The sequence below is a fragment of the Chlorobiota bacterium genome, assembly GCA_016700335.1.
In the GTDB taxonomy this organism is placed as follows: Bacteria; Bacteroidota; Ignavibacteria; order OLB7; family OLB7.
This window is the reverse complement of the sequence record CP065014.1, coordinates 465,189-479,776: the sequence shown is the minus strand read 5'-3', so window position 1 is coordinate 479,776 and position 14,588 is coordinate 465,189. Positions and strand designations below refer to the sequence as shown.

10 protein-coding genes and 1 pseudogene are annotated in these 14,588 nt (G+C 29.8%); 3 read left to right on the top strand and 8 right to left on the bottom strand.

Annotated features, from left to right (window positions below):
• Positions 1-81 precede the first annotated feature (81 nt).
• Positions 82-858, bottom strand: coding sequence for an ABC transporter permease (locus IPP08_01880; protein QQS67812.1), 777 nt, complete (start codon positions 856-858; stop codon positions 82-84).
• Positions 859-1,208: 350 nt separating this feature from the next.
• Here IPP08_01880 and IPP08_01875 point away from each other — a divergent pair, with 350 nt between their 5' ends.
• A complete protein-coding gene (locus IPP08_01875) occupies positions 1,209-1,454 on the top strand; it encodes a hypothetical protein (protein QQS67811.1) in 246 nt (81 codons plus the stop codon).
• 72 nt (positions 1,455-1,526) lie between these two features.
• On the opposite strand, the gene carB is transcribed toward IPP08_01875, so the two are convergent.
• Positions 1,527-3,320, bottom strand: coding sequence for a carbamoyl-phosphate synthase large subunit (gene carB / locus IPP08_01870; GenBank protein ID QQS66945.1), 1,794 nt, complete (start codon positions 3,318-3,320; stop codon positions 1,527-1,529).
• A 247-nt stretch (positions 3,321-3,567) separates the two neighbouring features.
• Here carB and IPP08_01865 point away from each other — a divergent pair, with 247 nt between their 5' ends.
• Complete coding sequence (locus IPP08_01865; protein ID QQS66944.1) at positions 3,568-5,472, top strand: ABC-F family ATP-binding cassette domain-containing protein; 1,905 nt, start codon at positions 3,568-3,570, stop codon at positions 5,470-5,472.
• Positions 5,473-5,565: 93 nt separating this feature from the next.
• Here the strand turns inward: IPP08_01865 and ffh are convergent, their stop codons facing one another.
• Positions 5,566-6,915, bottom strand: coding sequence for a signal recognition particle protein (gene ffh / locus IPP08_01860; protein ID QQS66943.1), 1,350 nt, complete (start codon positions 6,913-6,915; stop codon positions 5,566-5,568).
• A 324-nt stretch (positions 6,916-7,239) separates the two neighbouring features.
• On the opposite strand from ffh, the gene IPP08_01855 reads away from it, so the two are divergent.
• Positions 7,240-9,576: an immune inhibitor A gene (locus tag IPP08_01855; GenBank protein QQS66942.1), complete on the top strand. Its 2,337-nt coding sequence runs from the start codon at positions 7,240-7,242 to the stop codon at positions 9,574-9,576.
• A 339-nt stretch (positions 9,577-9,915) separates the two neighbouring features.
• Here IPP08_01855 and IPP08_01850 read toward each other — a convergent pair whose 3' ends face one another.
• The 5 genes and pseudogenes from IPP08_01850 to katG form a co-directional block, all read right to left on the bottom strand.
• The gene (locus IPP08_01850; GenBank protein ID QQS66941.1) at positions 9,916-10,476 is read right to left on the bottom strand and encodes a DUF4256 domain-containing protein; all 561 of its coding nucleotides are present in this window, start codon (positions 10,474-10,476) and stop codon (positions 9,916-9,918) included.
• Between the two features lie 166 nt (positions 10,477-10,642).
• The gene (locus IPP08_01845; GenBank protein QQS67810.1) at positions 10,643-11,053 is read right to left on the bottom strand and encodes an SRPBCC domain-containing protein; all 411 of its coding nucleotides are present in this window, start codon (positions 11,051-11,053) and stop codon (positions 10,643-10,645) included.
• A 6-nt stretch (positions 11,054-11,059) separates the two neighbouring features.
• A pseudogene (locus IPP08_01840) lies at positions 11,060-11,560 on the bottom strand (SRPBCC domain-containing protein).
• Complete coding sequence (locus IPP08_01835; protein QQS66940.1) at positions 11,557-11,877, bottom strand: winged helix-turn-helix transcriptional regulator; 321 nt, start codon at positions 11,875-11,877, stop codon at positions 11,557-11,559. Before IPP08_01835 ends, IPP08_01840 begins: the two are co-directional and overlap by 4 nt.
• A gap of 317 nt (positions 11,878-12,194) precedes the next feature.
• Positions 12,195-14,390, bottom strand: a complete 2,196-nt coding sequence (gene katG / locus IPP08_01830; GenBank protein QQS66939.1) for a catalase/peroxidase HPI — start codon at positions 14,388-14,390, stop codon at positions 12,195-12,197.
• Between the last annotated feature and the right edge of the window lie 198 nt (positions 14,391-14,588).

The following is a 14,588-nucleotide window of genomic DNA, read 5'->3' as shown; positions in this document are numbered from 1 at the left end:
ATTATACATTTCAATAAAAAAACTTACAAATACCCATCAGATTTAATTACTTCTTAAAGAAATAATTTTGTATCAAATATTCTAGAGTAAATAACCTAACAAGGCATCCAGAAGAAGTATTGATGAAGACGAAAGAGTAAAAGCTCTCACTGTTGAAGCTCCAACTCCTTCCGCACCCCCAGTAGTTGAGAATCCGACGTGACAGCTTAGAACAGAAGTTGCACAACCAAAAATAAAAGCTTTAAAAAGACCTGTTAATAATTCATTTATTGCAAAATATCTTTGTAAAGAACCAAAAAAATCTTCTGCTGAAAAACCAAATTTAACAACCATCAATATATATGATCCAACAATAGCAATTATATTTGAGAAAACTATTAGTACTGGAAGCATTATTGCTGTTGCAAAAACTCTTGGCATTGCAAGGTAACGGGCTGGTGGTATAGCCATCATCTCTAGTGCATCAACTTGCTCTGAAACAACCATTGTACCTATTTGAGCAGCAATTGAACCACCAATCCTTCCAGCAATTACAAGAGCTGTTAAAACTGGAGATAATTCTGTAAAGACTACAGTTGCTATAGAACCTCCTATAAAAGTTCTAGCCAATGAAACTAAGTTAAATTTAGCAAATAAATTTGTTGCCTGCAACGCAGAAATTGCCCCAGTAAATAAGCCTATCATTAATACTAATGGCAATGACTTAACGCCAATCTGAGTCATTTGAGAAATTACGTTCCCTCGAGTATGAAAAACTGTTGGTAAATACTTAATTACTTTCCCCAACAATAAAACAATTTTGCCAAGCTCTTCAAAAAAACTTATAATTTTTCTCCCAATAAATTGAATTAAGCTGATAATAAAATATTGATAAAAGTAATTGTAAATAATAGTTGTTACAAAATTCGTTTAAATCATCAAAATAAAACAAAAGAATTTTTTGTAAGTTTAGTAAATATTTCTTATAATTGTTTTTAAAATTATTTTATTTACCTTTTTAATTAATCCAAATAATTTATAACTCATAGCAATTAGGTTCCTTACTTTTTTACCTGCATCGCTTCTTTAATGAACTACACGGTGCAAAATTAAGATTTTCAACATTTTAACTCCGTAATTAAGTTATGTTAAGAACAACATTGCGTTCTCGTGTGCGATTAGCCAAATTGAATTCTTTTAATCAAATTTCACAAGATGAAAAGATTCAAATTGAAAAACCAAAACCAACCGTTTATACAAATCCTTTAAATGATTTGATTGATGACTCAACTTTCAACATGTTATTTGAAAATGACTTAATTGATTCGATACAATTAAGAAATTATCAAATCAGAAAAAAGTATTACAGTCTAAAACCAATGCTTGGATCATCAAATGCAATTGAAAGTTTACAAGAACTATATCCATATTTACAATACGATACAATTCGTAAGATTATATATAAAGCTGCATAAATTAGAAAATAAAAAAAAGAACTAAATTAAATTTAGTTCTTTTTTTTAGATCAATATTCTATTTCTAATAATTTATTTATACCATTCTTGTAGCGATTTTACATTTACTTCTTTAGTTAGTAATGATTTAATACCCCTTAGTGCAGCAGCTGCAGCTGAAGCCGTTGTAATAAAAGGCACCTTGTATTCCATGGATACTGCACCCATTCTTTTCTCATCTTCACGTGCTACTTCACCTGATGGGGTGTTTATAACTAATTGAACTTTCCCCTCACGAAGAAAATCTAATATGTTTGGAGAACCTTCAGATATTTTTAAAATTTTTGTATTTGGAATTTCACTTTCAGATAGGAAAGCACTAGTACCCCCTGTGGCAATAATTTCAAAACCCAATTCAACAAACCCCTTCATTGTTTCCGCTGCTCTGGGTCTTTTATCATTATCAGATAAAGTTACAAATATAGATCCAGAAATTGGCAAACTATTCCCAGAGGCAATTCTGGCTTTAACAACTGCTAACCCAACTCCTGAATCTATACCCATTACTTCGCCTGTACTCCTCATTTCTGGACCCAAAAACATTGATGATTTTGGAAATTTGTTAAATGGGAAAACAGATTCTTTTACAGCTGAATGCTTCAATGTCATCTGCATATCTTCTAATCCAAAATCTTTAATCTTTTCACCAGTCATTGTTCGAGCAGCATACTTAGCTAATGAAATTCCAGTTGCTTTACTTACAAATGGAACAGTTCTACTTGCCCTTGGATTTACTTCAAGTACATATATTATGCCCCTTTGCATTGCAAATTGTATATTCATTAATCCAACAACTTTAAGAGCTATTGCAAGTTTTTTTGTATAATCAATTAATGTTTCATATTGGTCTGCTGTTATACTATAAGGGGGTAAAATACAACTTGAATCACCAGAATGAATTCCAGCTTCTTCAATATGTTGCATTATACCACCAATTAAAACATCTTCCCCATCACAAATTGCATCTACATCAAACTCAAAAGCCTTTTCTAAAAAGTGATCTATTAAAACTGGATGATTTGGAGAGACAAGGGTGGCATTTATCATATATTCTCTTAAACGTACATTCCTATAGCAAATCTCCATTGCACGACCTCCTAAAACATAACTAGGTCTAACCAAAACTGGATAACCAATTCTCTCAGCAATTTCTACAGCTTCATTTTCACTTAAGGCTGTGCCCCATGCAGGAACTGGTATTCCAAGATTATCAATCAATTCACCAAATCTTTTTCTATCTTCGGCTAAGTCTATACCCTCTGAAGAAGTACCTAGAATCTTAACTCCACTATTTTCTAATTCTTTGGCTAACTTTAATGGAGTTTGTCCACCAAAAGAAACTATTACACCATCAGGTTTCTCAATCTCTATTATATTCATAACATCTTCATAAGTAAGTGGCTCAAAATATAATTTATCTGTTGTATCATAATCAGTTGAAACAGTTTCAGGATTACAATTTATCATGATAACTTCAAAACCTTTTTCCCTAAGTGCCATTACAGCATGTACACAACAATAATCAAACTCAATTCCCTGTCCAATTCTATTTGGTCCTCCGCCTAGAATTATTATCTTCTTTTTGTTAGAAATTACTGATTCATTTTCTATTTCGTATGTGGAATAATGATAAGGAGTATTTGCTTCAAATTCAGCTGCACATGTATCTACTGTTTTATATACTGGCATTACTCCCAATAACTTTCTAAGCTCGCGAATTTCTTTCTCCGATTTATTCCAAAGGTATGCTATTTGTCTGTCGCTAAAACCCATTTTTTTAGCTTCTAATAGTATATTTTTTACTTTTTCTGAATTTATATCATTCATATTTTGGTTTGAAACAGATACTTTAATAAAATAATTTTGCAAATATAACTCTTATAAAAATGGTTTTGAAAAACAATATAAAATTAAATTTTATGAAAATCTAATACCTTAAATTACTAGTGTTATTTTTGCCACAAAATTTAATTTTTAAATAAATACTTTTTGGTTTATATCTAAAATTCTATCTAACAATTTTGATATTAATTTTCTATCTTAAAATCAATAATTCAATAAAACAACAAATATTTTGTCCTTATTCTCTGCATCAAATTTAAGTAAAAGTTATAATGATTCATTATTGTTTGAAAACATTAACTTCGGAATGGAAGTAAGTGAAAGAGTCAGTATAATTGGTAGAAATGGTGTTGGTAAAACTACTTTTCTTAAAATTATTGCTGGAGTAGAAACCCCAGATACTGGTATAGTTGGTTTTAATAGAGAATATTCTTATGAATTTTTAGAACAACTACCACAATTTCAACTTCATGAAAATGTTCTTGAAGCTGTAATGAACGGCAAACGTAAAGTATCTGAACTCATAAATAGACATTCAGAATTATGTAAAAATTTAACATTAACTCATTTAGAAGAAGATGAGTTAAACAATATTACTTCTAGCCTTAATGAAGAAAATGGTTGGACGTTAGATACGGAAGCAAAAACTATATTGACGAAACTTGGAATGGATAATTTTGAATCTGATGTTATGAATTTGTCAGGAGGTCAAAGAAAACGAGTAGCATTGGCAAGAGCATTAATATCAGATCCAGATTTATTAATTCTAGATGAACCTACAAATCATTTAGATACAGCTTCAGTCCAATGGCTTCAAGATTACATTCAACGTTCTAAAATTGGCTTACTCCTTGTTACCCATGATAGATATTTTCTTGATGCTGTTAGCAACAGAATTGTTGAACTTGATAGGAATAAATTATTTTCTTTTCCAGGCAATTTTGAAAAATATCTTGAAAGAAAAGAATCTATGATTGCTGTTGAAGAATCAAATGCAGACCACTTAAGAAACAGACTTCGAACTGAATTGGTCTGGTTGCAAAGAGGGGCTAAAGCACGCAGATCCAAACAACAGAGCCGTATAGATTGGATTGCTAAAATGAAAGCTGAACCACCTCCACCTGAAGAAAAAAACATTAAGATTGAATTTGGTGCTGCCTTCTTAGGCGGTATTGTGATTAACTCACATAATATTTCTAAATCAATTGGTGATAAAATTCTATTCAATAATTTTAGTTATTATGCCGCCCCAGGGGATAGGATTGGAATTATTGGTCCGAATGGTACTGGTAAATCTACTTTGTTGAATGTAATGGCTGGATTAATTGAACCAGATAGTGGCAGTGTGAAAATAGGTGAAACAGTCAAAATTGGTTATTTCCGACAGGAGAATTCCGATTTAGATCCCAAAAAAACAGTTATAGGGGTGCTTAGGGATATTGCGGAATATATTAATGTTGGTGTTGGAAAAGAGAATTTTTTAACTGCAAGAGAATTACTTGAGAGATTTTTATTTCCAGTTAAACAGCACTTTGCTTTAGTAGAATCACTTTCTGGAGGAGAAAGAAGAAGGTTAGCATTACTTTGTGTTTTAATGGGTAACCCAAATGTACTATTACTTGATGAGCCAACAAATGACTTTGATATAGCTACTTTAAGCACTCTTGAAGAATTTTTAGATCATTTCAAAGGTACTCTAATTGTTGTTTCTCATGATCGTTCTTTTTTAGATAAAACTGTTAATTTTATTTATGCTTTTGAATCAGATGGAATTATTAAACAATACCCAGGGAATTATTCTATTTATCTTGATAAACTTGAAGAAAAATATGAAGAGAAACAAGAATTAAAAATTCAAAATCAAAAGGTAAATTTACAAGCTCAAATTATACCAAATGCTAATTCTGAAAAAACATTAAATCCAAAAATTACTTTTAGTGAAAAATTAGAACTAAAAGAACTTGAAAAAATTATATCTATTCTAGAGGAGAATCATTCTGAATTATCGAATCAAATTAATGATAATGATGGTACAGATTATAAATTAGTTTTAGAAATTACTGATAAATTAAAAACTGTTGACGAAAAATTAAATAAAAACCTTGAACGATGGATGGAACTATGTGAGAAAGAATAGTACATTCAACAACCCATGTTAGAAAAATAAAAGGTCAATTCAAAAATTCATGAATTGACCATTTAATATTGTATTCTAAAAGCTTTAAAAGATTTATCTCTTTCCAAATGGCATCATTCCTCCAGCATTGCTTTTAGGCATCATCATTCTATTTAGCCCACCACCAGCAACTTTACGCATCATTTTTCTCATATCATCAAACTGTTTTAACAATTTATTTACATCTTGAATATCAGTTCCAGAACCTTTAGCAATACGCTTTTTTCTGCTTCCGTCAATAACTTCTGGTTTTTTTCTTTCCTCTTTTGTCATTGATGTAATTATTGATTCAACTTTTACAAAGGCTTTATCATCAATGTTAACTCCTTTCATAGCTTTATCCATACCTGGCAACATACCCAACAAATCTTTCAAAGATCCCATTTTTTTTATTTGTTGAATTTGTTCATAAAAATCATCTAAGTTAAATTGATTCTTCTTGAACTTCTCTTCCATTTTAGCCATTTGCTCATCATTGAACTGACTTTGAGCTTTTTCAACTAATGAAACTACATCGCCCATTCCCAAAATTCTTGATGCCATTCTATCAGGATAAAACAACTCAAGGGCTTCAATCTTTTCGCCTGTACCAATAAATTTAATTGGTTTTTTTACAATTGATCTAATTGATAATGCTGCTCCACCTCTAGTATCTCCATCAAGTTTCGTGAGTATTACTCCATTTATATTTAATTTATCATTAAAAGCTTTTGCAGTTGTTACTGCGTCTTGACCAATCATTGCATCTACAACAAATAGTATCTCATTTGGATGTGTCCTTTCCTTTATCTTAACTACCTCATTCATCATGTCATCATCAATAGTTAACCTGCCAGCTGTATCAATTATTATGACATCTCTTCCAGTACGTTTAGCTTCAGTAATTGACTTTTCTGAAATGTTAACTGGTGTATCTCCTTCAATTGTAAATACTGGTACATTAATTTGTTCACCTAATGTTTTTAACTGGTCTATAGCAGCCGGACGGTAAGTATCGGCAGCAACAAGTAAAGGATTACGTCCTTTTCCCTTGAAATAATTTGCTAACTTCGCAGAATGTGTAGTTTTACCAGAACCTTGTAATCCGCACATCATAATTATTGTTGGTCCAGCAGCAGCTATATTTATATTCTCCTGCTCACCACCCATGAGTTCTATCAATTCATCATGAATTACCTTAACAATCATTTGGCCTGGGGTAACAGTTTTTATAACTTCCTGCCCCAAGGATTTATGCTCAACATCTTCAACAAACTTTTTTACCACTTCTATATTTACATCCGCCTCAAGCAATGCTCTTCTTACTTCTCGAAGTGCTTCAGTTATGTTGTCCTTAGAAAGCTTAGACTCTCCTGATATTTTTCTGATTGCTGAATCTAATCTTTCACTTAAATTTTCAAACATATCTATTTCAATTTGTTATTATTTTTTAGTTATCACTTTAGTAATTATTAATTACTTTTAGTTTGTAATTACCTATTTATTAAATTTTACAATTAATGCAAATAACTTTAAATCCACTTTTAAGTTTAATTAACTAAATTTGGATAAAATATTAATTAAATTAAAGTAACTTTTAATCTGTTATTGTTTCTTTCTTATAATAAAGAATTGCAAAAATACAACTTTACCTTTTAAGAAAAGTAATTTTTGAAGTACAATATTTTAATTATCCAATAAATCTATTTCTTGAATTTCCAACGTTTAAAATTCAAATTGTTTTTCACTATGAAGTTTTCAGGAGTTCCTTTTTTCTTATTATATCTGTGTTTAAATTCCCTATTATCTCAAACTGAAATTTATTCTCTAGTGAATGTTATTTCACCTTCTGATTCTATTTTAAATGTTGTTTCAACTTTAGATTGTGATCATTCAATAATGATTAATGGAGGATTGAAAGTGGCTTTGAGCAAAACTGATATTGATAAAATAATAACTGCTGGAGCTAAATTTGAAGTACTTATTCCAGATTTAACAAAGTATTATTCCGAACGTTCAGAATTAGACTTAAAGAAGTTTAAAAGCAATAATCTCTTTTCAAAAACAAATGATCTCAAGAATTTTACTTTGGGTTCATGTGCAGGTTTTTTAAATTTAAGTGAAATTGAAACTGCCCTAAGGCAAATGAATAATCAATACCCTGCACTCTCAAGCTCTCTGCAAGTTTTAGGTTTGTCAAGACAATCTAAGCCAATTTGGGGGATTAGATTATCTGCAAAACCAGAGTATGACAAAACTCTTCCAAAAGTACTATTTACAGCCATGCATCATGCTCGCGAACCAATTGGGATGATGAGCTTGATTTACACAATGTGGTGGCTACTTGAAAATTATGGGAAAGATTTTAATGCTACTAATATTCTTGAAAATTATTCAATCTATTTTGTTCTTGTTGTTAATCCAGATGGTTATCAAAAAAATATATCCGATGCTCCAAATGGTGGTGGAAGTTGGAGAAGAAATGTAATTGATGGGGATAAGCTAAAAAATAGTGTTGACTTAAATAGGAATTATGGACCTCAAGAATATTGGGATTCTCCAATTGGGGGTTCAAGCGATACACCAGGTAATGACACTTACAGAGGGACATCTCCATTTTCAGAACCAGAAACTCAAGCTATTCGTGATTACTGTCTAACAAAAAAATTTAAGTTAATTCTTAATTATCATTCTTATTCTAATTTGTTAATTGAACCTTTTGATTGGAAAAATAAATACCCTGTTTCTGATACTGATTATTATAAAATTGTTTCTCCTATTATATCTAATACAATTGGTTACGCAACTGGGTCAGCTAATATTACAGCTGGCTACAGTGCACGTGGAGTTGCAGATGATTGGATGTATGATTTTTCTAATGTTGATTATAAAACTATTACTTGGACTCCAGAAGTTGGTTCGTTCGAAGATGGTTTTTGGCCCATTCCAAGTAGAATAATTCCATTATGTAAATTAAACAATAATCTGAACTTAAATTTCATTCGATTAAGTGGTGCTTCACCAATTGTTTATGATTACAATATCATAATTGAGAATAATCACCCAATTTTAAATGTTGTTGTATTGAATATTGGTCGAGAAGGAATGACTCAAAATGCTACTCTTAAATTACAGAAACTAAGTGATACAATAATTAATATCCCAATTCTTTCATCTTTAAAAAAAGTAGAATTTAACATTCCTTTGCATGTTCTAGATTCAAATTTATTCTCATTAAAAGACTCAATTTCTATTTTGACAAATTATAATGGTTTTGAAAATATATTTTCATTTAAACCAATTTTACAAAATACTATTTTATTTGAAGATAACTTTGATTTAAATAACGGTAAATGGATTTTAGGTGATTGGGATTATGAAAATATTCAAGGAAGGGGTAAAGTAATTTCAGATAGTCCTTATAAAAAATATACTGAGTCTAGTGTAAATAACATACTTGAAATGAAAGAATCTATTTCACTTAAAAATTTAACTTCAGCCGATTTATCATTTGATATATTTTATGAAGTGCAAGCCAGAAATCACTCTGCTGCTTTACAAATACGAAAAGGAAGTTCGGGTATTTGGGAAAATATAGAAAGTCCTCAATTTAAAATTTCTACTTCTGATACATCATCAAACAGATATTATCTATTAGGATCCTCAAAATCTTGGGAGAAAAATCATGTAAATTTAGATAAGTATCTTGGTGAAGATGTATATTTTAGATTTGTACTTTCTACCCCAAAATCTCAATATAGTACCGACTTTACTGGTTTACAAATTGATAATTTGAAAGTGAAAGGATTTAAAAGTAAAATGAATTCAATTTATGATGCAAATGTATTGGAAAATTTCTCGATTACTTTAAATCAATTTTATAATGAGTTAAAAATCAATTTCAATCAATTTCAAACTTTAAATGTAAGAGTTATAATTACAAATTCATTGGGTGATATTGTTTTAAATGAAACCACCCTAAATCCATTTACTTTAAATGTTAGTACTTTAAAAAGTGGTACCTACTTAATAAAAATTTTAGATGGAAAAAATATTTATAATAAGAAATTTCAGATTGTGAGATAAATATTCATTAATATTTAATTATCCTAAAAACTCTAACAAACTGAAATCAAAAATTGAAAAAAGCATAAGTAAAAAAGTGAAGAAGTAAGCAACTCTATAAACTACCATTATGAAAAACTGTATTGAAAAGTATAAATTCATTAAGAATCAAAACCTTTAACTTCAAGAAAGACTTTAAACAGTTTCTATTATTACTTATAGTAATTTTATAATAATCGAAACAATTAAAAATCAATTAATTATCTTATTCAAGAAGGAAATAATTTACTCGTAAATTTTTATTTTAATATTTTTGGGTTAATACATTTTTTAAAATTTCAATTATAAACTAGTATTCTTTTATAATCTAATTGAACCCCTAAATCCTCTTCCAGCATAATATGATTGTGCACCGTTGTGATACACAAAGACTTTTCCATATCTGTAATCGGCAAATATTGCTCCACCAAGTTTTCTGATCTCAGTTGGTGTCTTCAACCAACTTGACGTTGTAGTATCAAAATCTCCAAGCATTTGTAATTCACCATATTCTTCTTCCGTTAATAGTTCAATCCCCATTGCATTAGCCATATCTATAACGTTATTTTCAGGAGCAAAATTTTTCCTTGATTCTAACCCTTCTCTGTCATAACAAAGACTCCTTCGTCCTTTTGGGCTTTCCTTTGAACAATCACAAAATATGTATTCCCCACTTGTTATAATATATTTAACTACATCTGGTTCACCACCACTAATTTCCATCTCATTAACTGACCAAAGTTTGCTAAGATTGGCAATTAATTTAGTTTGTATGTTTAACCATTTTAGATTATCATGCCGAATCATGTTATTATTGAAACGATCTTTTAATATTTCAAAAAGTTCTTCTTGTTGATTCTGTTTCAGCTCCTTTTTAAACATATTTTTTTTTCAAATTTATGACTTTTAACAATTTGATTAACAAAAAATGATAACTTAAAAATACAGTTTTCAATGGATTAAATAAAATTGATTAAAATTAGAACTATAAAAAACTATGTTTATACAAATAAATTTCAGACTATATTCAAAACAAGTTTTTCTTTTTTTAGTTAGTTTCAGTATACTTTTTAAAGTTGTCAAGAATTAATTGCCAACCAACTTTTTGCAAGTCTATTGGATTTTCATTTTCAGCATCAAAAACTATTTTTATAATTGTCTTATAATTATTTTGTTCAAATTCTACAGATACATTTCTATTATCAAGTAAAGTGTAATTAATACTTTTTTCTGAAATAATATTATTATAAGTACCTTCAAAATCAAATCCAAAACTACCATCTTTTGCTTCCATTCTTGCTTTATAAACACCACCAATTTTCAATTCGTTTTCTACTTTAGGGCAGCACCAGTCTGAGGAAGCGAAGTTCCATTTTATAATATGTATTGGTTTTGTATAGTAATCCCATACTTTTTTAACATCTGAATTAATTGTAGAAACAACTGTAATTTTTTGCATATTTTTTTTATTTAATTCTAAAATTATTTCATCTAAATTTTTCAATGTCATTGTTAACCCTTCTTTCATTCCCATCTTAATTAAAGCTTCCAAATCTTCTAGAGACTTATAACTAATAATTATTTTAACCAATGTGATATCATTTTTAACTTGAAAATTGACATTCCAATATTGACTTGGCAAATCCATATTTTGAATTCCATTCTCATCACAAAATTTATCTAAACCTTCATAACTTTCAATTGGGTTAATATTAAAATATTCCATTTTTCCCCAATGTTCTTCTCCATTTGGTCCGCACATAGCATAAAGCCAAAACCCGCCTTTTTTAAATTCCATTGTTTTAGTTTTTGCATGCCAAGGTTTTGGTGCAAACCATTTTTCGAGAAGTTCTTTTTTTGTAAAGCAGTTCCATACTATTTCACGATCTGCTTCAAACTCACGAATAATAACAATTTGTTTTTCATTTTTATTTACTTGAAAATCAAAGAATAAATTAGTTTTCATTTTTTATTTTTTTTAATTAATGATAATAAATTGTCTAATTGATTAAATCTACAATCCCATATTTTCTTTAATTGAGAAATCCATTTATCGATTTCTTTAAATTTATTGAAATCAAGTTTATAATAAATCTCTCGTCCTTGATAATCTTGTTTAACTAAATTACATTCATATAGAATTTTCAAATGTTTTGAAATAGCTTGACGAGTTATATCAAATTGTTTTGCAAGTGCATTTGGAGTCATTGAGTTCATAGCTATTAACATTATAATAGATCTCCTTGTTGGATCAGCTATGGCTTGAAAAACTTCTCTTCTCATTTCATTCAAATAATTTGTGAAACTAATCAATTGCAAATATTTGCGAAACTGATCGGATTCTTAATTATTATTTTTAATAAAAATAATATTTGTAACTTAAAGTATAGTTTTTAAGATAAAAACAATTTACTGTTAATTTATATTTATAATAAAACTTGGAGTGCAGGGGAATAAAATAAGTAGAAATTAATCACGATGTAACTCTGTTCAAATATGAAAGGATTACATCGTGATATAATTTTAAATTAGTTTGATTGATTATAATATCAACATTTGTGATTTATTTATATAGTATCTTTGAATCTCTTTCAAGAATGTTAGAATCTATCCAAATCCATTACTTTGCACCATGCTGCAACAAAATCATTTATAAATTTCTCTTTGCTATCTTCACAAGCATAAACTTCAGCAATTGCTCTTAATTCAGAATTAGATCCAAAAATTAGATCCACTCTTGTAGCTGTCCATTTTACCTTACCAGTAGTTCTATCTGAACCTTCAAAGATATCTCCAGCTTCAGATATAGGTTTCCAAGTAGTTTTTAAATCCAATAAATTTAGAAAAAAATCATTTGATAATAGCTCATGATGATTTGTAAAAACACCTAATTTAGAACCATTATAGTTTGTGTTTAAAACTCTCATCCCACCAATTAAAACAGTCATTTCAGTGGTTGTTAAATTTAACAATTGAGATTTATCAACTAACATTGCTTCAGCTGGAATATTTGCCATAGAAATATTTTTGTAATTTCTAAACCCATCAGCTTTTGGTTCTAAAACTGAAAATGATTCAATATCTGTTTGAGCAATTGTAGCGTCTGTTCTACCAGGAGTAAAAGGAACAGAAATTTTCAATCCCGATTCTTTAGTTGCATTTTCAATACCAACACAACCACCTAAAACAATGATGTCAGCTAACGAAACCTTTTTATCTGAAATTTGTGATTCATTAAACTCTTTTTGAATACTTTCATATTTTGTTAATATCTTTTTTAATAGGACTGGATTATTTACTTCCCAATTATTTTGAGGAGCTAAATTAATACGAGCTCCATTTGCACCACCACGCTTATCAGAACCTCTATATGTTGAAGCAGAAGCCCAAGCGGTAGAAACCAATTCTGAAACTGAAAACCCTGAATTTGCTAACATATCTTTTAAAATCTTAATATCTGTATCATCAATTAAAATATGATCAATTATTGGAATTGGATCTTGCCATATCAATTCCTCAGATGGAACTTCAGATCCTAAATAATTTGCTCGAGGACCCATATCTCTATGTGTTAATTTAAACCAAGCTCTTGCGAAAGCATCTTCAAAATCAGAAAAATTTTCATGAAAGCGTCTAGAAATTGTTTCATAGATAGGATCTAATTTCAATGACAAATCTGCCGTTGTCATTATAGGTGCATGACGCTTATTAATGTCGTGAGCGTCTTCAATTAAATTAGCCGATGTCTCATCAGTAGGAATCCATTGATGAGCACCTGCAGGACTTTTTGTAAGTTTCCAATCATATTTGAACAAAGTATCAAAATAGCCATTGTCCCATGTGGTAGGATTTGGCTTCCATGCTCCTTCAATCCCACTGGTTATTGTATCTCCACCTTTACCAGTACCAAAACTATTTTTCCAACCTAATCCTTGTTCTTCAATATTAGCTCCTTCGGGTTCACGATTAACATTTGTTGCACTTCCAGCACCATGAGCCTTACCAAAGGTATGCCCTCCAGCAATTAATGCAACAGTTTCTTCATCATTCATTGCCATGCGGGCAAATGTTTCTCGAATATCTTTTGCTGATGCTAAAGGATCAGGATTCCCATTAGGACCTTCAGGATTTACATAAATCAATCCCATTTGAACTGCAGCTAAAGGATTATCTAAATCTCTTTTTCCACTATAACGGTTATCCCCCAACCATTCAGTTTCATTTCCCCAATAAATATCTTGTTCTGGTTCCCAAATATCTACTCTTCCACCACCAAATCCAAATGTTTTTAAGCCCATTGATTCCAATGCACAATTACCAGCCAAAATCATCAAATCTGCCCAAGAAATTTGTTTACCATACTTTTGTTTAACTGACCAAAGTAATAATCTTGCTTTATCTAAATTACCATTATCAGGCCAACTGTTTACAGGAGCAAAACGTTGGTTGCCAGTTCCTGCACCACCTCGACCATCTGAGGTTCTGTAAGTACCAGCACTATGCCATGCCATACGAATAAATAAAGGACCATAATGCCCATAATCTGCTGGCCACCAATCTTGAGATGTTTTCATTAAACTAAAAATGTCCTTTTTGATTTCATTTAAATCTAATTTTTTAAACTCTTCAGTATAATTGAAATCTTTATCCATTGGGTCAGATAAAGTTGAATGTTGACGAAGAATATTAAGATTAAGTCGATTGGGCCACCAATCTTTGTTTGAAGTTCCCATCCCTCCTATCTGTACTTTTTGTCCATGATTAACAGGACATTTACTTTCATTTGTATCGTTCATTGAAAATATTTATATTTTTAGTTTTTAATAAGTTTGCCAGTTAATTGAATTCCAATTATAAAATTATTTAGTTATTATAAAATGTATTTTGAAAAAAATATCGAAAGTAGCAAAAAAAATTCATTTTCAATATTTTAATCTTTTCTTAATAAGTTAATTTATATTGTTAAAGAATGAAAAGAAAGTATCTATTAGGAT